The following is a 21,755-nucleotide window of genomic DNA, read 5'->3' as shown; positions in this document are numbered from 1 at the left end:
TTTCAGAACTGTTTGTTATATTTCTCCTAATCTATCTTTAACCTACTAAGGAGGAATAAAAAATGAGAAAGTTCGTCCCTATTCTAATATCTGGAGGCCTACTCGCTTCTCTATTATTGGCTGGCTGCAGCGCGAATTCAGAGGCCGAAGGAACAACTGCTGCAAATAACCAAGCAGACAGGGGTTCAGCAGCCAAACAACCACAAGCAAACGGCGATCAACAGAATGGCGGACCTAATATGTCCATGAATTTCGGTAAGATTAAGAGTGTAAGCGATACTACCCTTACCATCTATAAATCGGACATGTCTATGCCCCGACAAGGTGCTGGAGAAGGTGACGGGCAGAACAGTCAAGGCGGTACCCCACCGGAAAGACCTGATGGCGATCAAAGTACAGGAAATGGCGCTGCGCCCGAGGGTGGGATGCCACAAGGGGAAATGCCGGAAGGTGGCGGAGGACAAGGCGGTGGGCCACAGGGAGGTAGAATGCAGCAAAGCTTCTCCGATGAAACCACAGACATTACGATTGATGCGGATACTAAAATCGTAGCGGTTACCTTCGACAATGGCACGCGTCAAGAAAATGCGATCACCTTAGCAGAACTGAAGGCTGATGATATTATCCAATACACACTTAAATCAGATTCCACCGTGGCGGAGAGCATTACATTAAGTAATGGCAATCCGGGTGGAGCTACTCCAGATGACAGCGCGAGCAGCAGCAGCTAATGAAATGCTGCACCACAAAAAAAGATCTCCGGGGACAAGCTGGTTCCCCGGAGATCTTTTTATATATACTACGAATTAGTTCTTATCCGACAAAATCAATACTCCACGGGCTGGCACAACACAAGAACCGCTAACCTTATTGCCAGTCAGAAGATCCGTACGCTCAGTAGCACCAATATCCGCACTCAAATCACCAGTGGTGTGGTTCAGCAAGAATAGGTAGGATACGCCTTCCTTCACACGTTGCACAGATTCGATACCTTCCGGTGCAGTTACTAGCGGCTGAATGTTCTTGTCGGCACACAGATTGGCTAAGAATCCTTTCAAGAATCCCGCTTCTGGGCTGGTAGCCACGTAATACGCTTTACCTTCACCAAAGTTATTCACCGTCAAGGCTGGCATTCCTTTATAGAAATCAGATCCGTACTCTGCCAAAACCTCAGCACCTTCGGCATGAATCAGATCGCAGAGCAGATCACATTTGTAAGAACCACTCAAATTGCCCCACGCTTTGTCCATCACAATCTCATTGCTCATCCCTGGCAGCAGTGCATCAATTTCCTCTGCCCAAATCCCGAGTACGTTGCGCAGTTCCCCAGGGTAGCCACCTACGGTTACGAGGTCGTTCTCATTAACAATTCCACTGAAATAAGTCGTAATGAATGTACCGCCTGCTTTTACAAAAGCTTCAACCTTCTCTGCAAAACCCGGCTTAACCATATACATCACAGGTGCGATAACAATCTCATATTTGAACAGATTCTCTTCTACACCGATCATATCGGCTTCGATATTTTGTTGGTAGAGTGCATCATAATATTTATGGATCTCATTCACATAATCCAAAGCTACGGATGGTCCGCTTGAAAGGTTGATGGCCCAGCGGTTTTCCCAGTCATAAATAATCCCTACTTTAGCTGCACTCCGCGCATCCAATAGCTGATCTCCAAGCTGCCCCAGCTCTTTACCTAGCTCAGCGCATTCACGGAATACACGCGTATGCTCATGTCCGACATGCTCAATAACAGCTCCATGATACTTCTCACATGCACCAATTGAACGACGCAGCTGGAAGAACAGAACAGTGTCTGCACCACGCGCAACAGCCTGATAACTCCACAAGCGCATAACCCCTGGACGTTTCAAAGAGTTATAGGGCTGCCAGTTCTGCTGGCTTGGCGTTTGCTCCATCAGCATGAACGGTTGTCCATTCTTCAATCCACGCATGAGATCATGCGCCATGGCTGTGAAGCTGACCGGTGTATCCAGCGAAGGATAGTTGTCCCAAGAAATGACGTCCATATGTTTAGCCCACTCAAAATAGTCCAATTCATCATAAAAGCCCATCAAGTTAGTGGTAACAGGTACGTTAGGACTGTGCTCCTTAATCGCATCGCTCTCAATTTTGTAGCATTCCAGCAAGCTATGAGACATAAATCTACGGAAGTCTAATGAAATGCCTTGGAAGTTGGTGCGGTTGCCATCCCATTCTTCACTCAGCTCACTAGGCAGTACAATTTCTTCCCAATCATAAAACGTATGTCCCCAAAAACGTGTATTCCACGCTTTGTTTAATGCATCCAGAGAACCATAACGATCCTTCAACCAGACACGGAACGCCGCTTCAGATAAATCAGAATAATCATAATTACTGAACTCATTCGAAACGTGCCAAGCTACAAGCGCCGGATGATCCTTATAACGTTCAGCCAGCTTTCCTGCCAGCTTCGCTGCAAACTTGCGGTAAACCGGACTGTTTGGATTCGAGTTATGACGTCCACCGAACTTGCGTTTTCTGCCCTTCACATCAACACGAGTAACTTCAGGATAACGATGAGCCATCCAAGCTGGGTGCGCTCCTGTACCTGTTGCCAGACATACGTAAGTACCATTTTTATATAGTCTATCCATTAATTCATCTAGTGATGAGAAATCATAAGTGTCTTCGGAAGGTTGGATCAGCGCCCAGGAAAACACATTAATTGTGGCAACATCAATTCCTGCCAGCTTAAACATACGCTCATCCTCTGCCCATACAGGCGCATCCCATTGCTCTGGATTGTAATCTCCACCGTACCAAATCTTAGGTAATTTATCGTTAATCACACTTCGCACATCCTTTATAGTATAATTATATATATATTGTAATCGGTTAACCTAACGCTATAAATATAAAATAATCTTCCCAGCATATAAGAATATGGAACTAAGAGGAGATGGAGTCATTGAAGGGAATCGTGCATCGTAGAATTGTGTTCCCCCATGAGGGTGGACAGGATCTACCTATCACATTAGACAGTATCGGTCACAATCATCAACAGGAAAAAGTATCCCGCTTAGATGGCTACGAAACCTATCATTGGCTCCAAACGGCGTCTGGTGAAGGGGTGATTCATTTTGAGAATAAAAGCTTCTCCCTTCCCGCAGGCAGTGGTGTATTACTTCTCCCCTATACTCCACATCGCTATGAAGCTTCGGCTGCTAACTGGAGCACCTCTTATTTAACGTTCGGAGGCAGCTCTGCAGGGTCTATTTTGGAGACGCTGGGGATGAATATGAATTCTTTTTACCGCTGGGAAAAAGAGGCGCCTCTCTCCAAGCTGCTAAGAGAAATACTTGATCAATATGATGCCTCACAGGACATGTTTGGTCTGACTGCCTCCACTGATGCTTATCGCTTTCTGCTTACTTTAAGCAAATATGGGCAACTGCATAACAATACAACGATATCCCGCAATGTAGATAAGCTGCAGCCGCTTCTGAAATGGATGGACAGCCATTATGGTGATCCTGATCTCGGACTTAACGATCTAGCCGATCAGCTCGGCGTCTCAGGGCGATATCTCAACAATCTATTCATACAAACCTTTGGGCTATCTCCTTATGCCTATTTCGTACGGCTACGTATCCGTAAAAGCAAAGAAATGCTCGTAAGCCAGCCGGATCTTACTGTAAAAATCATCTCGCAGAGAGTAGGCTTCCGTGATGTTAGCCATTATGTTGCCACCTTTCGCAAGCAGTCAGGGACTACACCGGAGCAGTTTAGACGACTTCACTAATACTCTAAGGTGTACAGCTTAATCGCCTCCTGCATAGTGAAATGTTACATAAGGTTTCGTATGATAGAGCTCATCGCTGTGTAGATCTCATTAGTATGGGCATGTACGAAAGAGTAACTGCATTTTGTACACTTAAATCAGCCTGTTCAGCACAAAATATCCATATAAGTGTATTCTGTGCAGTTATATTCTCAGCATTTGGCTGTGAACCGCGATACTTCGCATTATAGCTGCATTAAATACAACTAAATCCATTTCATAGCCCGAGAGCATAAAATAAGTGTAGAAAGTGCAGCTATTCCGCACCACACAAACTCACCCTCCACTCCAAACGCAGCATTCTTCACTGCACTAACTGGCTTGTCTCGACAGCTCTCCCGACCCAAGGAGTACATTTAATTGCACATCATGCAATCACATATCACAAATCTCAATCTCAATCACAAGGGTTAACCCCCAAGGAGATAAAGCCCTCTCCCCATCAGCAATTACTTAAAATCTTTTACATCTCCAGAATATCCACACCATACGGCTCAAGCTGCAGTTCTCCTGAACAAATCGATTGATTCAGCAGACTGTTATACTCCTGTGGTAACGGGATCGTCACAGACTCCCGGCTCAAATTAAGCAAGAATAAGAAGCTTCCTTGATCTCCCGAACGTACAGAGGCCTGTACTCCATCCGGCAAACCCTCAAATCTAAACAGCCCCTGCTGTTTGGAAAGGCGCTCCAATAAAACTGACCAGAATCTCTCTTCCATATGAGTCCCAAAGTAATAAACCTGACCTTTTCCAAAAGCATTGACGGTTACAGCCGGAGTTCCACTATAGAAATCATCGCCATACCACGCAATCGGCCATGCCACAACAGGTCTCAGGATGTCGCACCACTGCGTGCATTCATATTGGTTACCCTCAGCATCAACGACCTTATGGGTTTCAGCACCTATTGGATCATACTCCAGCACTTCAACCCCTGTGCAATAGCTCAGTAGCCCCGGTAGTGGTTGCATGACTGCGATGTTATTTGTAGTTTTCACGCCACTTCGATTGGTAATAAGCAAAGTTCCGCCAGCTAGTGCAAAATCCTCCAAACTACGTACGATCTCCTCATCCAGCAAATATAAATTCGGAGCAATCACTACTTTATAACCATCCAGCGATTGTCTAAGATCGATAACATCGCAACCCATACCGAGCTTCGTCACCGCACGGTGTATCTGTTTAATATTCTCATAATAATCGAATCCTTCAGCCTGAGGCTGAATATCCAGCGCTGCTTTCTCTTCATGAGAATGGAGTATAGCTACTTCATTCTTTAGCGTCGTTCCAGTTAGCTTCTCCCCGAGTGTATTAACCTCATGGCATAACTGAGTGAACTCCGCAAACCTTCGTCCTGGGACATTGCTGTGATCAATCAGTCCGTGCCAGAATTGCTCTGCTCCCGCGACTGCACTACGCCAGCGGAAATGAACGACGGTATCCGCACCTCTGGCTATCGTCTGCCACGCATAAGCACGAATCATCCCAGGATACGGCGTTTTCCACATCGGCATCCAACAACCTGGTGAACCACTTAGCTGCTCCATGATCCAGAAGTTTTGACGTTTAATACCACGGGTTACATCTAGTGAAAGTGCTCCGCTATATGGTGTTGTCGCTTGCTTGGTTGGCGAAGTATTCGGATAATAGTCAAATGCAGCGACATCCAGATCAGCACCGACTGCGTACATATCCAGACGCTGCGGATAGCTATGAAAGTTATGAGTGATAAAATGCTGCGGACAAACAGACCGCAAAATATCAATCTGCGTCTTCTGGAATGCTACCACCGAATCCCACTGAAACCGCTGATAATCTAGCAGGAATGATGGATTCTGATGTGGTGATCCGCCCAGTGGAACAGTAAGCTCATTCCAATCGCTATATTCTCCACTCCACACAACCGTTCCCCACTCTGCATTCACCCGATCAAGGCTGCCATATTTGGCTTTCACCCAAGTGCGAAACGCTATATTACAAGCATCACAATGACAATCTAACATTCCGAATTCATTATCAGTCTGCCAACCAATAACGGCCGGGTGTTCACTATAGTGCTCCGCAAGTCGCTGCGTGATACGACTTCCGTATTCGCGCAAAGATGTACTATTATAGCAGCGGTGTCCGCGTACTCCCGGGTGAAAGGTCTCTCCCTTCGCAAATACCGGCAACACGTCCGGAAATTTCGTAGTTAACCATCTAGGAGGTGTAGCTGTGGGCGTACCAATCACAACCTGTAATCCATACTTATGAAAAAGATCCAGCGCGCGGTCCAGCCACCCGAACTGGTAATTGCCCTCCGCTATCTCTAACCGGCTCCATGCAAACTCGGCGACTCGAACTACCTTGACACCTGTTTCCTTCATTAATCTGATATCCGGTTCCCACATGGATTCTTCCCAATGCTCCGGGTAATAGTCCACACCTATCTGAATAAGATCATATCGTTTCACCGGCGTCCTCTCCCCCTATCTTGTTATCATCAAAATAAAAGGCGCTCCCCGTCTCATAATGATGAGGTATACGGAGAACGCCTTTGTTAACCACTAGTCCATTTTAATCTTCTTTATGAACGAGCTTCACTTATTTCTTAAGCTTGTCCCAAGCTGCTTGCATGCCTGTCATCCAGCCATTCACATCAACCTTGCCAGCGATCATCTGTTGAATCACACTAGCAAATTCTTGAGTTACACCATCAGGGAATTTAGAGGATTGCAAACCATACACTTTGTCTTCTTTTACATAGTTCCATACGTCAGATCCAAGCTTACCGATATCTTCAGGAGTTGCTTCGATGGTGGACAACGCAGGGATGAATTTCCATTTTTTAACGATGTACTCTTTACCCATATCTGAAGTTACCAACCAGTTCAAGAATGTTTTAGCTTCTTCTTTAGATCCGGAATCTTTGTTGATAACAAGGTTTGCAGGAATACCTACAGTCATTTTGTCATTCTTTGCAGCATCTTCATTGATTGGCATAGGGAACATACCGATGTTCATGTCAGGTGTAATGTTATCAACAAGGGTTTGTGCCCAGTTACCTTCTTGCATCATTGCAGTTTCACCTTTAGCAAACATAGCCAAGTGAGTGTTAGCATCTGTAGTCAACGGATTTTTTTGTCCGTATTTCAAAGTCAAGTTGAGCAAGTTGCTCCAATCTTCAAACACTTTGTTACCTACGATTGTACCGGTACCATCATTCAAGCTCTTAATGAAGCCATTTACATCATCTTGTTGAGCGAATGCTACGCTGATCCCTTGGTTACCAAGGAGCCACCATTCTTGATACGCATTACCAAAAGGAGTTACGCCAATCGCTTGCAATTTCTTAGCTGCATCTTCTAGTTGTGACAATGTTTTAGGAGTTTCAGTGATGCCTGCTTTTTCGAACAGGTCTTTGTTATATACAAAACCAATTCCTTCAAGGTTCATTGGCATACCGTACACTTTACCGTCTTTAGTCATTGGCTCTGCTGCCATAGGAATCAGATCTTTCACCCAAGGTTGATCGGACAGATCTTCCATCTTATCTCCCCAAAGCTCCATTTCAGCATATCCACCATTTGAGAAAATGTCAGGCGCGTCGCCGGAAGCAAACTTAGTCTTCAGTGCTGCAGCGTAATCGGCACCACCACCAACGGTTTGAATATCCAGCTTGATGTTAGGGTGTTCTTTTTCAAATTCAACCTTAAGCTCATTAAGACCTTCAACGATTTCAGTTTTGAATTGAAAGATCTTAACCGTCTTTACTTCACCTTTATCTGTGCCAGCGCTTCCATTTTGTGAGTTACTAGAAGCGTTATTGCCTCCACCGCATGCTGTTAATGCTAAACTCATAGCCATTACTGCCGAAAGTGCAACTGCCGAGCGTTTCTTATTCATTATATTTTCCCCCTTAAGATAGTGGACTACTTATGAAATATTTGGAACGGAGGGCTCGGTGTTAACCTTTCACCGAGCCAGCCGCTATTCCCTCAACAATGTAACGCTGCATGAACAGATAGAAAATGATAATTGGAGCAATCCCGATTACGAGAGCCGGAAGCGCCATATCCCATTGTTTGGTGTATTGACCAAAGAAGGAGAAGGTCGCCAGCGGAATGGTCCGAAGTTCTGGTGCCTGAAGAATCAAGGAAGGCAGCAGATAGTCATTCCATATCCCAAGTGCATTAAGCACGATCGTTGTCATTACCATTGGCTTCAGCAAAGGAAGTACTATGCGGAAGAATACGGTAATTGGATTACATCCATCAACTGTAGCCGCCTCTTCAATTTCAAGCGGAACGGACTTGATAAAGCCGTGGAATAGAAAGATTGCCATTGGAACACTGATCCCTAGATTCGTGATAATCAAACCCAGGAAGGAGTTGTTTACTCCCATTACATTTACAACTTTCAAGATTGGAATCATGATCGTTTGAAACGGAACAACCATTGCGGCTACGAACAACAGTAACAAAAACTGATTAAATTTCGTATTCGCCCGAACCATACGATAAGAAGCCATCGCACTAAACAGAGAGATTAGAATAACACTGATAACAGTTATGATAACCGAATTTCGGAAAGCTTCACCGAAACGTGCCAATTTCCAAGCACTTGTATAGTTCGACCACATAAATGTCTGTGGCCAGCTTGCAGCATCACTCAGAATTTCACCGAACGATTTCACTGAGTTTGCTAGCAAGAAATAAAATGGAGACAGGAAGAGCAGGGCCAGAAGAATCATCAACACTTCCACGCCGATATTCCATCTGCTTTTTGTCTTGGCGTTCATTAAGCTTCTACCTCCTTGCTCTTCGTAATACGGACTTGAATCAGGGTGATAATCGCCACGATAACGAAGAACAGCAGCGCTTTAGCAGTACCCAGACCGTAACGATTGTTCAGGAAGGCTTCATTGTAAATATTCATAGCAACCGATTCAGTAGATTTGAATGGTCCACCTTTCGTTAAGGAAAGGTTAAGGTCGAACATTTTGAAGGACCAAGAAATGGCTAAGAACAAACCAATAGTTACAGCAGGCATAATTAATGGAACTACAATGTTGCGTAGTACCTGCCAACGAGAGGCACCATCAATATCAGCCGCTTCCAGGACTTCTTTCGATACGTTACTGAGAGAAGCGATGTAGATAACCATCAGATAACCGGAAGACTGCCAAACAAAAACCATTACAATCGCCCAGAAGCCGGTTGTTGCATCACCCAGCCAAGGAAGATTAAAGAACGACCAGCCTGTGAGTTCTCCCATTGTTGCGAACCCTTTGATGAAGATAAATTGCCAGATGAACCCGAGCAACAATCCCCCAATAACGTTCGGCATAAAGAAGATCGTCCGAAGCATGTTACGTGTCTTTAATGGTTTCGTTAACAGATAAGCTAGGAAAAACCCTACCACATTAGTCAAAATTACACCTAACACAGTAAATCTTACGGTAAACCAAAAGGAAGACCAGAAGTCGGGGTCATTCGTAAATATAGTGGTGAAGTTTTGAAATCCGACCCAACTTACATTACCGGATACACCGTTCCAGTCTGTGAAGGAGTAATACATCCCCATGATAAATGGGATAATCGTTATTAAGGTAAAAAACAAAACTGCAGGACCAACGAAGAATACCTGTTGACCTAACTGGGACAACTTAGTGCCGCGCATTTATTGTCCCCCCCTTTCTTTTGCTCACTTACTTGTTTATGCTTTATACACATATTATCTGTTTTTTTGAGCGCACCTCACACCTACGGAAGTGATCTTTCAGGTGTAAAATATTGATCGGATGTGACAAATTTCGATGAAATGGAACACGATTCGCACAAAAATGATCGTTTTCATCCTACTTCCAACACTAATTTGTATTATGGCCACGATGTTTATAAGCTACCACTTTAGTACTCAATCCTTAAGAACAAGAGCAGTAGATGAGAATACGAACCTTCTCTTTCAAGGTACTAGAAACATTGAAAGTCTGATTCAGGAAATCAATCGACTCTCCCTTATCGTCTATTCAGATTCAGAATTCTACAGATCTCTCGAAGCTGGATACGAGGATATGCTAGCAAATGCACGAATTTATTCTTCTCTAAATTACATTTCATCATCTATGCCTGACATATCTCAGGTCTATTTATACGGTGTCAAGGACAGCAAAGCCACTCTGCTCACCCAAAATACACCGAAACGTTGGCAGGGTGTTCCACCTTATCCTGATTCCAAGATCACTACCGATTCTGCGGTATCCTTACAGAGTACGCATTTAAGTCATAGCTACGGCCTAACGGCACCGATCCCGCAATTTATACCGGAGCCAGTGTTTACCTTACACAGAAGAATCGAAAGAGTCCCTACCACAAAAGCGCTTGGCTACCTGTCGATTGATGTCAAGCTAACGGCTCTAACCGACATCATCAGTCAGTTATATGATCAGAAGCAGGAGAAAATCTGGCTGCTGGATGGCAACGGAAACATTGTCTACGGGGACAATAGTGAAGAATTCGGCAAGAAACTGAATGCAGCTTGGTACGATACGAATATCAGGGACAAGCAAAGCTCACAAGGATACTTTGAAGAGGACAAAGCTATGTTTATCTACCAGAATATCGAAGGTCCAGGGTTAAATTGGACGCTGGTGAAGCAGATTCCCGTATCTTATCTTTTCCGAGAAGCCAATGAGGCGGCAACGATCAATATAGCACTGATGGTCCTGCTGCTGATTACAATTACAACGTTAACGATCCTAATCTCTTTTCGAATCACCGCCCCGATTAAGCAGTTGACCCGCTATATGAATCAGGTCCAGACCGGGAAGCTTGATATCGATATCCGTCCCATGGGCAAAGACGAGATCGGTGTCGTTACAGAACGGTTCCGCAGTATGATGGATACGATCAACAATCTGATCCTGAGAGAATACAAGCTGGAATTAACTAATAAAACGAATGAATTGCGGGCTTTGCAAGCGCAAATCAATCCGCATTTCCTTAACAACACCTTGCAGATCATCGGTACGCTTGCCTTGGAGCTTAAAGTACCCCAAATCTACTCTCTTCTTTCTGCACTAGCGAAAATGATGCGCTACAGCATGTACAATGAGGAGAAGATTGTCACGGTTAAGGATGAACTGGATCATGTCAAAGCTTACATCGAACTACAGAAGGAACGTTTTGAAAATAAATTCAGTTTCCGTTACGATATGGAGGAAGCTCTTTTAGAGACATTTATGCCTAAGATGATTCTGCAGCCTATTGTAGAAAACTATTTCAAACACGGTTTTAACCATTCCCGCTCAGACGGATTTGTTGAGATCACCGCGGCCGAATTGGGCGACAAGCGAATGGAAATCTGTATTCAAAACAACGGAAATGCTATTCCTTCAGCGAAACTGGATCTTTTGCGGCAGAAGCTTCAACATTCCACTAGAACAGATATAGATTTATTAAGAAATACAGAGCAAGACAAGGAAGCTACAGGATCTGGTATTGGTCTGCCGAACGTTCTGGCTCGGCTCAAGCTCGTATGCGGAGATAGCGCCATCTTGACGGTGGACAACCTCAGAGCAGGTGGAGTGGTTGTAAGACTGGAAATAGACATTATAGCGGAGCGTGAGACGATATGAAGGCGTTAATTGTTGATGACGAGGCGAGAGTTAGAAAAGCTGTTAGACTTCTTGTCGACTGGGACGCACATCAAATCAATGAAATTCTGGAAGCCGGAAACGGAAATGAAGCTATTGAGATCATTCGGCAAGCGAAACCAGCCTTGGTCATTATGGACATGATGATGGAATCCGGTAATGGCGTAGAATTAATGACATGGGTTAACGAATTTGCCGGCAACATCAAATTCATTGTGGTCAGCGGACATAATGATTTCGAGTTCGTGCGCCAGACTGTTCGTCATGGTGGAATTGATTATATCCTTAAGCCCATTGAAGCGGAGGCAATCAATGTAGCAATCGCTAAGGCAGTGGCTGCTTGGCGTTCAGAGGAAGCTGACCGTAGAGAACGACAGAAGCAGAACATTCAGCTTAATGAGTTCAAGCCCATCTACGGAGAAAAACTGCTATCCGCGCTAATCGATGATCCGATCAACTCGGAATTATCTCTTCGAAGGTTGCGAAGCGATGGCATTATCCCGGAAAACGTCCTCTCTTCGCGCCTAATACTTGTGCAGATAGATACAGGGAATAATCTCCTTCTTAACCGTTTTGGAGGAGACACCGGTCTCCTGAACTACGCTATCGTCAATATTTGTAATGAATTTTTGCAAGGTCAGCGTAAGGGTGTGGCTTTTCGTTACTGGGGAGGTCCTTCGGAGATTGCCATCATTCTATGGGATATCCAAACGTCTGTTGTCGAGCTTATAGGGAGAATTAATCAGGGGATCTACTCTACTTTGCAGGTCCGAATGCATTTCGGAATTAGCTGCATCGGCAGCCTGCCTAAGCAATTATCTTATCAGCGTGCAGAGGTGGCTGAGGCCTTACAGCGTAGAAATTTATTAATTCATGAGGATTACTGCCATTTTTCTACTTCCTCCGAAGAGTTTAAAGAGCGCAATGAAGCCGCAAAGACAGAAATTCAAGGACATGCATCGCCGACGATCTTCGCACATGTGAAGGAAGATTGGAAAATGGCGGTCATCAGCGGAAGCACTGATGTATTGTCCGCGGCAGCACAGCACTGGGTGGACGAGCTTAGCCGATGCGGAATTGTTACACCGGAGATTCTAAACTCGTGGAAGAATGATGCACTCTTATTTCGTTCCCAGTTGGTACGGGAAACGTTAGGTCCTGATGCCGATAGCGCACTAGCCGAGTTAGAACAGGCCGACCAGCTTCACCCAGCTCCTTATACGAATGGTTACTCGTTCTCCTTATTTGCTTGGCGTGACTGGTCATTTGATCTGATGGAGCGAATATCAGAAGTGATAGCCGCTAAACAAGCTAAAGAAAGCAATCCTATGCATGATATCGTGAAATATATCGAACTTAATTATGCCTCTGATCTATCCTTACAGGAGATTGCCGGAAAGTTCTTTGTTAGCCGCGAATATATTTCACGCCGATTCAAACAGGAATACGGCATTAATTTCTCCGATTTCATCGTTAACGTCCGGATAGATAAAGCTAAATTGCTTATACAGAACCCTCGTCTAAAGCTGTCGCAAATTTCCGAAATGGTGGGGTTTCATGATGTGAAGTATTTTAGCAAGGTATTCAAGAAACAGGTTGGTGTATCACCCAAGGACTATCGAAACCAGTTTAAAATTTAATTAATACCACGCTACGAGAAAACGGTTGTCTCCTTTATGGAAGACAACCGTTTCTCGTAGAAATATAAAGATAATGTATAGCGTGAAACTTATATTTTCTTATATTTTTAAAAAGGCATCTGCGACCGTCTTACCGGCTATGCCGTTCGGATGCGGGTCGTCTGTTCCACTCATAAACTCTGGTCTGATCCGGTGATCGTCTGGTGCAGGCAATGACAATAGGCTTGCTATATCAAACACCCGGCTCACACCTATAGGCGGATTAGACAAAATCTCACGATTCACCTTGCGCCAAGTTTCTTCTCTTTCACCCTGAAAATTGAACGGTGGCACCGTACTTAGAATAATATTAGCTTCAGCATTTGCCCCCTTGATCTTAGAAATAATGGTCTGCAAGTCACCAAGAACCTCGTCCGCCGAACGGCAGCCAATATCAATATCATTTACTCCGAGTACGATCATCACTTCATCACTTTGCTTAGTTTTGTTTAGCCATGGACCATCCGCGGCGACATCATAAGCTCTAGCCCAGCCAGAGCCAAGATTCCATACACCAATATCCGTGCCAAGGCCATCCGCAATTCTCGCGACCCAATATTCGTACTCATCCTTTAATGTCCGCACACCTTGAGTAATCGAATCCCCCAAGAATATTAGTTTCTTGGTAACAGATTTCTTATACCCAATGAAGCTTGGCAGTACTAAAAGATTATCAGACGCTGTAAAACCATCCGCTGATTGCTGTGCGGCAAGATTTCCGGGCGCGTCATAAGCTGAAACTAGCATCCCTTCAACATTGAAAGGAATCGATTTACCTGCAGTGAGTGTCTTAATCGTCCACGTAAACGCCAAGTAATGACCCTCCGGCAGAACAATGCTTGTCTCATCACTCCAGAAACATTCGCTAGCCGCAACGGTTTTTGAGGCTTTGCCCTCAAAGGTAAGCGCATGCTGTGTATTTTCAGTTATCGTTCCGTCTGGTTCTGTTCCTCCGTCAGCGATATAAGCTGTCTCGATAACCCAGTCGCCTCCAGGTTCACTGCCTACAGCTTCTTGCCCTTGATCCCATGTAGAATCCACCGCGTTGCTATGCCAGAACTTTAACTTCAACGTACCATTTTCCCTTAAACGAATATAAGTCCGGAAGGTATGCGTAAACGCTTCTTGCCTATTCATTATAAAATTCGCTGCAGTTGAAAGAACCGTTGCTGAGGTATATTCCGTCTGGTTCAATACTCCACTTCCCTTTGTTAAATTAGTATCCATAACGTTCCCCCGTTATTCAGTAAGATTGTAACACTAAAACCTCTCCAATAAACCAAGGGAACAGATCATCCACCCAGTTTACAAGAGAGGTTATGGCTATATCAATATGCTTTAAGAAACAATCTTATTTCAATGTAATCGTAAACGATACGGTTTTTGCACCTGCGTTTACTTTTACTGTAGTTTCATCTACTTGCTCTGCACCTTCTACAGAAGCGATAGCTTCCAGATCTTTAAGTGAAAGCGAGAATTCTTTACCGCTACCTTCCGCAGTAACTGTTACCGTACTGCCTTTACGGTCAGCCTTCACAGTCAATTCAGGAGCACCTTTGAGATCACGAACGGTTGCAGAAGTCGTAGTGCCATCTTCAAGTGAATATAAGCCGAATTTAACGCCATTCGCATAGTCGTAATCCGGTTTGTTATCCACACTGCCGATTGCCAGCAAGGAATTCTGGCGAACGAATAGTGGCAGGCTAAAGAAATCATATTTCTCTTTGCGCCATGATCCACCTTGTACGGTTTCACCAGTAAGCAAGTGAGTCCAGCGACCAGCCGGCAAGTAGTACTTCGCCTCGCCGTTTTCTTGGAAGATTGGGGCTACAAGCAAGGATTCACCTAGCATGTATTGACGATCCAACACTTCGCAAGTAGGATCTTCCGGGAATTCCATAACCATAGCCCGCATAGAAGCCCAGCCATGTTCATGAGCCTGTCCTGCTACATCATACAGATAAGGCATCAAGCTACATTTGAGTTTGGTGAAGAAACGGGTAACATCACAAGCTTCATCATCATAAGCCCAAGGCACACGGTACGAAGTGCTACCATGCAGACGGCTGTGACTGGACAATAGTCCAAACGCCAACCAGCGTTTAAATACATGTGCCGGAGCCGTGTTCTCAAAGCCACCGATATCATGACTCCAGAAACCGAAACCAGACAATCCTAGAGACAATCCACCGCGAAGGCTCTCTGCCATGGATTCATAATCTGCGTAGCAGTCACCGCCCCAGTGAACTGGGAACTGTTGGCCACCGGCAGTTGCAGAACGTGCGAACAATGCCGCTTCATTTTTACCAAGCTTCTCTTCTAGCACTTCAAATACAACCTTGTTATACAATTGAGTGTAGTAGTTGTGCATTTTCATCGGATCAGATCCGTCGAAGTAAACTACATCTGTAGGAATACGCTCGCCGAAGTCTGTCTTGAAGCTATCTACGCCCATATCTACCAAATCACGCAGGTAGCCGGCATACCATTCACAAGCCGCAGGGTTGGTGAAGTCCACCAGTGCCATACCTGCTTGCCACAAATCACATTGATAAACGTCACCGTTAGGTTTTTTGAGCAGATAACCATTTTTCTTGCCTTCTTCAAACAAGCGGGAACGTTGCCCGATATAAGAGTTGATCCATACGCAGATCTTCAGCCCTTTATCTTTCAGTCGTTTCAGCATGCCTACTGGGTCAGGGAATACGCGCTCATCCCACTGGAAATCGGTCCATTGATATTCACGCATCCAGAAACAATCGAAGTGGAATACGCTCAGTGGCAGATCGCGCTCTGCCATACCATCTACGAAGGAGTTTACGGTTGCTTCATCGTAGTCGGTAGTGAAAGAAGTCGTCAGCCACAGGCCGAATGTCCAAGCCGGAGGAAGTGCAGGTTTGCCAGTAAGTGATGTGTAGTTGCTGATAACTTCTTTGATGGTAGGACCATCAATCACGAAGTATTCTAAGCTTTCTCCAGCTACGCTGAATTGCGCTTTTTTCACTTTTTCCGAAGCGATCTCATAAGAAACCAACTCAGGGTGGTTAACAAATACGCCATAGCCTTTGCTGCTTACATAGAAAGGAACATTCTTATAAGCTTGCTCGGAGCTAGTACCACCGTCTTTGTTCCAAAGATCTACGGTCTGTCCATTCTTTACAAAAGCGGTAAAACGCTCGCCCAAACCGTAAACGAATTCACCTACACCAAGATCCAGCTCTTCACGCATATACGTGTTGCCGTCTTGATCCGTGATATAAGCCATGGACTTGAAACCGCTGCCTGTAATTCTCTCGTCTCCACGATAGAAATCCACAGCCCATTGTTGGCCTTTGCGAATCACTACACGCAGTCCGCCGCTGATCAGCACAGTCTCGGAATCGTTTTCTTCAATCTTAACGTGATCTCCAGTACCTTTCGTGAGTTCGAAGACTGGACCGCGTTCTTGTACGCCATCATGATGAATAATCTTAACCCCTACCACACCTGGAAGCGGGGAATGAAATTTTACAGTAAGCAGGGTTGAATTCAGCGTCGCTGAACGCCCTGTGATTGGAGTTGTTTGAGTAATTGCTGTTAATCCATCTGGAGTCTTTTCTACAACATAATTTTGAACTGCACCGTTAATCGTGATACCATCACGCACCAGCCAGAGACCATCAGTAAATTTCATTGTGTACTTGCCACCTTTCAATTTGGTGTTTATAGTTGCATTATACCGATAAAAAATAAACAAAACTAATACTATATAGCTCATTTATAACACTATTTTGATGTTTTATCCGAAAGGAGTGGCATTTATGGACCGCACAACCCAGAGTTTGCTAAAAGAAGACAGAGTGCATGGCGATAGCATGTTTCCGCTTGCAGCTTATTGGATAGAATTACCGGCTGGAACACATGTCCTCGATACCCATTGGCATGAAGAAGCGGAGTTTTTTATGCTGCTCGAAGGAGAAATTCTGTTTCAGGTGGATACCGAATATTTCCCGCTTAAAGCCGGTGAGGCTGTATTTATCGAGTCTGGTGATATTCACGCTGCCTATGTACTGAACGAAGATACGCCTTGCAAATTTTGTGCGCTCGTGTTTCTTCCTGATCTTCTCGCTAGTGCCCAATATGATACGATCCAGCAGAACACCATCTTACCCCTTCAGGAGAAAAGACAAAGCTTTCCTCGCCACCTAACACCGGCTGTGAAATGGCAGCATGAACTTCTGCGACACTTAGAACGCATGATGGACGCCTACGCTGCGCAATCTCCCGGGTTTGAAGCTTTTATTAAAGGCACGTTACTCATCATGCTCTCGCTGATTGCTCCAGAGGATCGTTTTGTAAACCGCAGCCAGCTGGATGACGCTGATACTACTAAGATCAATCGACTTAAGAAGATTATTCTCTATATTCAGGATAACTATCAGGAGCCGATTAGAACTCGGGACCTCTCCGACCTTATCCCCATGAGTGAAGGACAGTTCTGCCGTTTTTTCAAAGAAATGACCCGTAAGACTCCAGTAGATTACATTAACTCTTACCGAATTCGCCAAGCTGCCGATCTACTTCAACAAAGTAACAGAAAAATATCCGACATCGCATTCGAGGTCGGATTTGATAATGTGAGCTATTTTATTAAAGTGTTTCGCAGAGCGATGAAATGCTCGCCTTCGGAGTTTAGGAAGGGGTCCCGTTGACATCTTGTTGTTCGACTTCTATTCATCGGTCGCTTCTTGAATCCAAACTGTCATCTCACCAATCCCGCGGTTTGCCCAGGTAAAGTATGGGATGAATTTCAACTCCGCAGGTTCCATGCTCCAGAGAGAATCACTGCGGTATAGTTCATCCGCCCATTCCTCCGTGGGTTTCATACGCTGTCCGATTGCCCGAATCACTTTCACGCCTCCTGGGGAGCCCATCTGTTCTGAGATCATAAACTCCGTCTTCCGTGGAAGCTGAAGCTGATACAAACCTTTACCGTTATCCACCTGCTCCATGCAATATACGAACGGCCCGCGCTGCAGTGCAACTTTGCTAAACGTCTGTCTGACTTGCGGATGACTCTTCATAATCTGGACCGGCATAGAGAATGAGATTTCAACCTCTTCTCCAGGTTTCCATTCACGAGTCAGCTCGATATAACCATTCTTATCTCCTGCAAAATAAGTCTTGTTCCCTCCATCCACTGTAACCTCAGCTTGGTCGCACCATTCCGGCAGACGAAGTGCGAGCGTGAACTCACTGGTCTGTTCAGGAGTGATAATAAATCTGGATTTTCCTTCAGAGATGTATAGAGACTGTTGCTCAATTCTAACCGATGCCCCGTTTATTACGGCTTCCATCTGCCCGCCAATGTAAAGCTGCACATAAATAGAAGCATCTTGAACGGTATAAACATACTGTCCGAGCGAAGCCAGTAGACGAGAGACGTTCGGAGGGCAACAAGCACAGCTGAACCACCCCTGACGTTCGGCCTTCACATGGTTATAATTTTTATTTTTACCAAGTACCTCCGGATAGACCTCCAGCGGATTCACGTAGAAGAATTTCGTCCCGTCCAGTGACATCCCGCTGATTACGGTATTGTATAACGCCCTCTCCATCACATCTGCATATTTGGAGTCTTGGTGCAGACGCAGCATACGCTTGGCGAAAAATATCAGTCCAACTGATGCACAAGTCTCAGCGTAAGCTAAGTCACCTGGTAAGTCATAATCGGCAGTAAAAGATTCTCCTTGCTCCATTGAGCCAATGCCGCCGGTGATATACATTCGTTTATTGACGATGTTATCCCATAATTCGCAGCAAGCTGCCAGCATTCCAGCATCCCCGGTTTCAGCAGCGATATCTGCCATCGCTGTACACATATAAACCAAGCGTACCGCATGTCCTTCAGCCTTGCCCTGTTCTCTCACAGGCAGATGAGACTGACTGTACTGATGATCGTGAACCATCGACAATTGAGGAAAATGTAATCCTCTTCCCCTCTTCTCCCACTCCTGCTCAAAATAATGAGGTTTCTCCCCCCGCTGATCCAAGAAATAGCGACTCAGGTTCAAATACTTCTCATTACCTGTGGCATGGTACAGTTTGACGAGAGCCAGTTCAATTTCCTGATGCCCATCATAACCCTTCAGCTTCCCTGGCTCCTGTCCAAATACCGTATCTATGTAATCCGCAAACCGCGAAACGGCATCCAGCAGCTTTCTTTTACCCGTTGCCTTATAATAGGCTGTCCCAGCTTCAATCATATGCCCTGCACAGTATAGCTCATGGCATTCCGCCAAATTACTCCACTCACGACCTGGTTCCTTAAGCGTGAAATAAGTATTAAGATACCCATCCTCCCGCTGAGCCTTGACGATAATATCAATAACACCGTCTACGACCTTCTCCAGCACAGGATCACGTTTTTCCTCTATTAAATAGGCTGCTGCTTCTAACCACTTGGCCACATCGCTGTCCTGAAACACCATGCCGTAGAATTCGCCCTGCTCAAGTCCAGCGGCGATTTTAAAATTGTGAATGGCATGACTTGGCTCTGCACCTGGTATACGATCGTTCAGCGCCTCCCATTGATAGGGAACCATAACCTCACGCACTAGACGAATATATTCTGACCAGAACGGGTCCTGAATTTGATTTTTTCTTACCTCGTGTGTTGCAACTGACTGACTCATGTTAGAATCTCCTCTCTTCTCTGTAGGGTGTAAATTCACACTACATCTGGTCTATCCCTTGACTCCGCCAACCGTCAATCCTTCAATAAAGAAACGCTGGAAGAACAGAAACAGAAGTAAAATAGGCAGGATGGCTAGCACCGCACCCGCAATCAGCGCATCATAATTGTTACCTAGTGGGGACACAAATGAAGCGAGCCCAATGGGCAGAGTGAATTGTTCGGTTGTCCGTAGCACAATAAGTGGCCACAAGAAGTTATTCCAGCTGTTCATCGCTTGCAGAATCGTAATTGCACCAAAGGCCGGAGCCATCAGCGGCACCATGATTCTGAAGAAGATCCCGTATTCTGTGCATCCGTCTATTCGACCAGCATCCATGAAGTCTCGCGGTAGACCCAGTGCAAACTGGCGAAAGAAGAATATCGGCAGCGGCGCCACCACAAACGGCAAGATAACGCCCCAAATGGTGTTAATCAGCTTCAGTGAGATGGTCAATTTATAAAGTGGAAGAATAATAATCTCCACCGGAATCATCATTACAACAAGAACGAGCGTAAAGATCAGGCTCCGGCCTTTGAATCGGTACATTCCTAGCCCGTAACCAACCATGGAGGAGAGCAGCAAGCTCAACAATGTAAAGAGTGTTGTAATCACTGCACTATTCTTATACCATGCAAAATAATTACCTGCCGCACCCACACCTGAAAAAATACTCTTATAGTTATCCAAACTCATCAGATTGAAATCTAGCCTGACATTCAATCCATAGCGGAATAATTCTGTAGCCGGTTTAAGGGATGCTAGAAATAATGCATACAATGGAAACAGCATGAACACTGCAAGAATAAGGAACAAGAGTAATAGTAGTATGGAGGCCGCAGAAAATTTATTTTTTTTGTTATCCTGCATCATCTTATTCCTCCTTCTTAAACAAGCCGGTAAGTGTTAATTGCACCAAGCTGACCACCAGTGTAATTGCCAGCAGTGTAATGCCAATTGCCGCCCCAAAACCGAGATCGAAATACTGGAAACCTTGTTGATAGATGTAACCTACCATTGTAAGCCCGATATTTTGCGGCGATGGCTTACCCGCCCACAGCATATAGCTTTCTGTAAACATGGCGTAACCGCCATATATAGTAATCGTCACGACATACACCGTGATCGGTTTCAAAAGTGGAACCGTAATCCTCATGAATTTACGCATTTTACCTGCACCATCGATTTCAGCTGCCTCATAGAGTTCACCGGGAATACTCTGCAGTGCAGATAAGAAGTACAGTACATTAATGCCGATCCATCGCCAGCCCGCCAGCACAAGCAGTGCAAACATTGCTAGATTCGAACTATACAACCACTGCTTGCTCTCGAGCCCAAACAAATGAAGAATCGTGTTCATCAAAGCCCCATCCAATTCACCGAAAATGAGACGGAAGATCACCCCAGCAACAACTACGGAAGTCAAAGCAGGAATAAATATAGTCGATCTAAAAAAATTACTTGCTACCATTTTCTTCGAATTCAAAAATACAGCCAGCACCATCGGAACTGGTATCAGAAGAAGCAACGTCCAGAGTGTATACCTCGTGCTGTTAAACAACGCTGCCCCGAAATTTTCATTCCATAGCTTTTCATAATTATCTAAACCCACGAAGGATGTTTCTCCAGGTAATACTTCCTGAAAGCTCATGATGACAGCGTTAACCAGTGGATAAGCAAAGAAAATAAGAAAAGACAAAATAAAGGGTAACACGAATACATAAGGCGCTATTTTTTGCGAATTGCCCAGTTGATATCTTCGCTTTGTAGTGTGAACGATCTCCCTTTCTATTTGCATAACGTTACCTCCAGTCGGGTTAAATCCCCCCACATCCGCGGGTTCTTTCGTCTACTTATTGTCTGTCACCCCGGGTCTCGTACTCGCTCACTTATAAC

General features: G+C 44.9%; 15 protein-coding genes. 5 read left to right on the top strand and 10 right to left on the bottom strand.

The annotated features are described in order from the left end of the window. Window positions 1-62: 62 nt before the first annotated feature. On the top strand, window positions 63-731 hold the full coding sequence (locus MKX35_RS26110; RefSeq protein WP_076299107.1) for a hypothetical protein: 669 nt from the start codon (window positions 63-65) through the stop codon (window positions 729-731). 75 nt (window positions 732-806) lie between these two features. Here the strand turns inward: MKX35_RS26110 and MKX35_RS26105 are convergent, their stop codons facing one another. After that, the gene (locus MKX35_RS26105; protein ID WP_076299106.1) at window positions 807-2,837 is read right to left on the bottom strand and encodes a beta-galactosidase; all 2,031 of its coding nucleotides are present in this window, start codon (window positions 2,835-2,837) and stop codon (window positions 807-809) included. Window positions 2,838-2,956: 119 nt separating this feature from the next. Here MKX35_RS26105 and MKX35_RS26100 point away from each other — a divergent pair, with 119 nt between their 5' ends. Next, entirely contained in the window at window positions 2,957-3,790 is an 834-nt protein-coding gene (locus MKX35_RS26100; RefSeq protein WP_076283846.1) for an AraC family transcriptional regulator, read from the top strand. A 502-nt stretch (window positions 3,791-4,292) separates the two neighbouring features. On the opposite strand, the gene MKX35_RS26095 is transcribed toward MKX35_RS26100, so the two are convergent. From MKX35_RS26095 to MKX35_RS26080, 4 genes are all read right to left on the bottom strand, one after another. Continuing rightward, window positions 4,293-6,284: a beta-galactosidase gene (locus tag MKX35_RS26095; protein WP_256716270.1), complete on the bottom strand. Its 1,992-nt coding sequence runs from the start codon at window positions 6,282-6,284 to the stop codon at window positions 4,293-4,295. A gap of 130 nt (window positions 6,285-6,414) precedes the next feature. After that, window positions 6,415-7,716, bottom strand: a complete 1,302-nt coding sequence (locus MKX35_RS26090) for an ABC transporter substrate-binding protein (protein ID WP_042185065.1) — start codon at window positions 7,714-7,716, stop codon at window positions 6,415-6,417. 61 nt (window positions 7,717-7,777) lie between these two features. Next, window positions 7,778-8,611 carry a carbohydrate ABC transporter permease gene (locus tag MKX35_RS26085; RefSeq protein WP_042185063.1) on the bottom strand — a complete coding sequence of 278 codons (834 nt, stop codon included), beginning with the start codon at window positions 8,609-8,611 and terminating at the stop codon, window positions 7,778-7,780. Next, window positions 8,611-9,492 (bottom strand): carbohydrate ABC transporter permease, encoded by an 882-nt coding sequence (locus MKX35_RS26080; protein ID WP_076283845.1) that lies wholly within the window; start codon window positions 9,490-9,492, stop codon window positions 8,611-8,613. The genes MKX35_RS26085 and MKX35_RS26080 overlap by 1 nt, the downstream gene beginning before the upstream one ends. 163 nt (window positions 9,493-9,655) lie before the next feature. Here MKX35_RS26080 and MKX35_RS26075 point away from each other — a divergent pair, with 163 nt between their 5' ends. Together MKX35_RS26075 and MKX35_RS26070 are read left to right on the top strand one after the other, a co-directional pair. Further along, window positions 9,656-11,449, top strand: coding sequence for a cache domain-containing sensor histidine kinase (locus tag MKX35_RS26075; RefSeq protein WP_341044482.1), 1,794 nt, complete (start codon window positions 9,656-9,658; stop codon window positions 11,447-11,449). After that, window positions 11,446-13,107 carry a helix-turn-helix domain-containing protein gene (locus tag MKX35_RS26070; RefSeq protein ID WP_076299104.1) on the top strand — a complete coding sequence of 554 codons (1,662 nt, stop codon included), beginning with the start codon at window positions 11,446-11,448 and terminating at the stop codon, window positions 13,105-13,107. The genes MKX35_RS26075 and MKX35_RS26070 overlap by 4 nt, the downstream gene beginning before the upstream one ends. Before the next feature lie 99 nt (window positions 13,108-13,206). Here MKX35_RS26070 and MKX35_RS26065 read toward each other — a convergent pair whose 3' ends face one another. Together MKX35_RS26065 and yicI are read right to left on the bottom strand one after the other, a co-directional pair. Further along, window positions 13,207-14,373 carry an SGNH/GDSL hydrolase family protein gene (locus tag MKX35_RS26065; protein ID WP_076299103.1) on the bottom strand — a complete coding sequence of 389 codons (1,167 nt, stop codon included), beginning with the start codon at window positions 14,371-14,373 and terminating at the stop codon, window positions 13,207-13,209. Between the two features lie 124 nt (window positions 14,374-14,497). Continuing rightward, window positions 14,498-16,819 carry an alpha-xylosidase gene (gene yicI, locus MKX35_RS26060; protein ID WP_076299102.1) on the bottom strand — a complete coding sequence of 774 codons (2,322 nt, stop codon included), beginning with the start codon at window positions 16,817-16,819 and terminating at the stop codon, window positions 14,498-14,500. A gap of 127 nt (window positions 16,820-16,946) precedes the next feature. Here yicI and MKX35_RS26055 point away from each other — a divergent pair, with 127 nt between their 5' ends. Beyond that, window positions 16,947-17,837 carry an AraC family transcriptional regulator gene (locus MKX35_RS26055; RefSeq protein ID WP_076299101.1) on the top strand — a complete coding sequence of 297 codons (891 nt, stop codon included), beginning with the start codon at window positions 16,947-16,949 and terminating at the stop codon, window positions 17,835-17,837. Between the two features lie 18 nt (window positions 17,838-17,855). On the opposite strand, the gene MKX35_RS26050 is transcribed toward MKX35_RS26055, so the two are convergent. The 3 genes from MKX35_RS26050 to MKX35_RS26040 are packed head-to-tail and all read right to left on the bottom strand — an operon-like array spanning window position 17,856 to window position 21,657. Then, complete coding sequence (locus MKX35_RS26050; RefSeq protein ID WP_076299100.1) at window positions 17,856-19,820, bottom strand: glycoside hydrolase family 127 protein; 1,965 nt, start codon at window positions 19,818-19,820, stop codon at window positions 17,856-17,858. A gap of 51 nt (window positions 19,821-19,871) precedes the next feature. After that, the gene (locus tag MKX35_RS26045) at window positions 19,872-20,732 is read right to left on the bottom strand and encodes a carbohydrate ABC transporter permease (protein ID WP_149646412.1); all 861 of its coding nucleotides are present in this window, start codon (window positions 20,730-20,732) and stop codon (window positions 19,872-19,874) included. A gap of 1 nt (window position 20,733) precedes the next feature. Further along, window positions 20,734-21,657 (bottom strand): carbohydrate ABC transporter permease, encoded by a 924-nt coding sequence (locus MKX35_RS26040; RefSeq protein WP_081382818.1) that lies wholly within the window; start codon window positions 21,655-21,657, stop codon window positions 20,734-20,736. Window positions 21,658-21,755: the final 98 nt, after the last annotated feature.

This window comes from Paenibacillus sp. FSL R5-0923 (assembly GCF_038009145.1).
Classification (GTDB): Bacteria; Bacillota; Bacilli; order Paenibacillales; family Paenibacillaceae; genus Paenibacillus_AQ.
Note: the sequence above shows the minus strand (reverse complement) of the source record. Positions and strands in the feature narration are given on the sequence as shown.

Coding starts and splice junctions, on each gene's coding strand:
- MKX35_RS26090 (WP_042185065.1), bottom strand. CDS start 7,716: ATGAATAAGAAACGCTCGGCAGTTGCACTTTCGGCAGTAATGGCTATG.
- MKX35_RS26080 (WP_076283845.1), bottom strand. CDS start 9,492: ATGCGCGGCACTAAGTTGTCCCAGTTAGGTCAACAGGTATTCTTCGTT.
- MKX35_RS26070 (WP_076299104.1), top strand. CDS start 11,446: ATGAAGGCGTTAATTGTTGATGACGAGGCGAGAGTTAGAAAAGCTGTT.
- MKX35_RS26075 (WP_341044482.1), top strand. CDS start 9,656: ATGATCGTTTTCATCCTACTTCCAACACTAATTTGTATTATGGCCACG.
- MKX35_RS26045 (WP_149646412.1), bottom strand. CDS start 20,732: ATGATGCAGGATAACAAAAAAAATAAATTTTCTGCGGCCTCCATACTA.
- MKX35_RS26040 (WP_081382818.1), bottom strand. CDS start 21,657: ATGCAAATAGAAAGGGAGATCGTTCACACTACAAAGCGAAGATATCAA.
- MKX35_RS26050 (WP_076299100.1), bottom strand. CDS start 19,820: ATGAGTCAGTCAGTTGCAACACACGAGGTAAGAAAAAATCAAATTCAG.
- yicI (WP_076299102.1), bottom strand. CDS start 16,819: ATGAAATTTACTGATGGTCTCTGGCTGGTGCGTGATGGTATCACGATT.
- MKX35_RS26110 (WP_076299107.1), top strand. CDS start 63: ATGAGAAAGTTCGTCCCTATTCTAATATCTGGAGGCCTACTCGCTTCT.
- MKX35_RS26085 (WP_042185063.1), bottom strand. CDS start 8,611: ATGAACGCCAAGACAAAAAGCAGATGGAATATCGGCGTGGAAGTGTTG.
- MKX35_RS26055 (WP_076299101.1), top strand. CDS start 16,947: ATGGACCGCACAACCCAGAGTTTGCTAAAAGAAGACAGAGTGCATGGC.
- MKX35_RS26065 (WP_076299103.1), bottom strand. CDS start 14,373: ATGGATACTAATTTAACAAAGGGAAGTGGAGTATTGAACCAGACGGAA.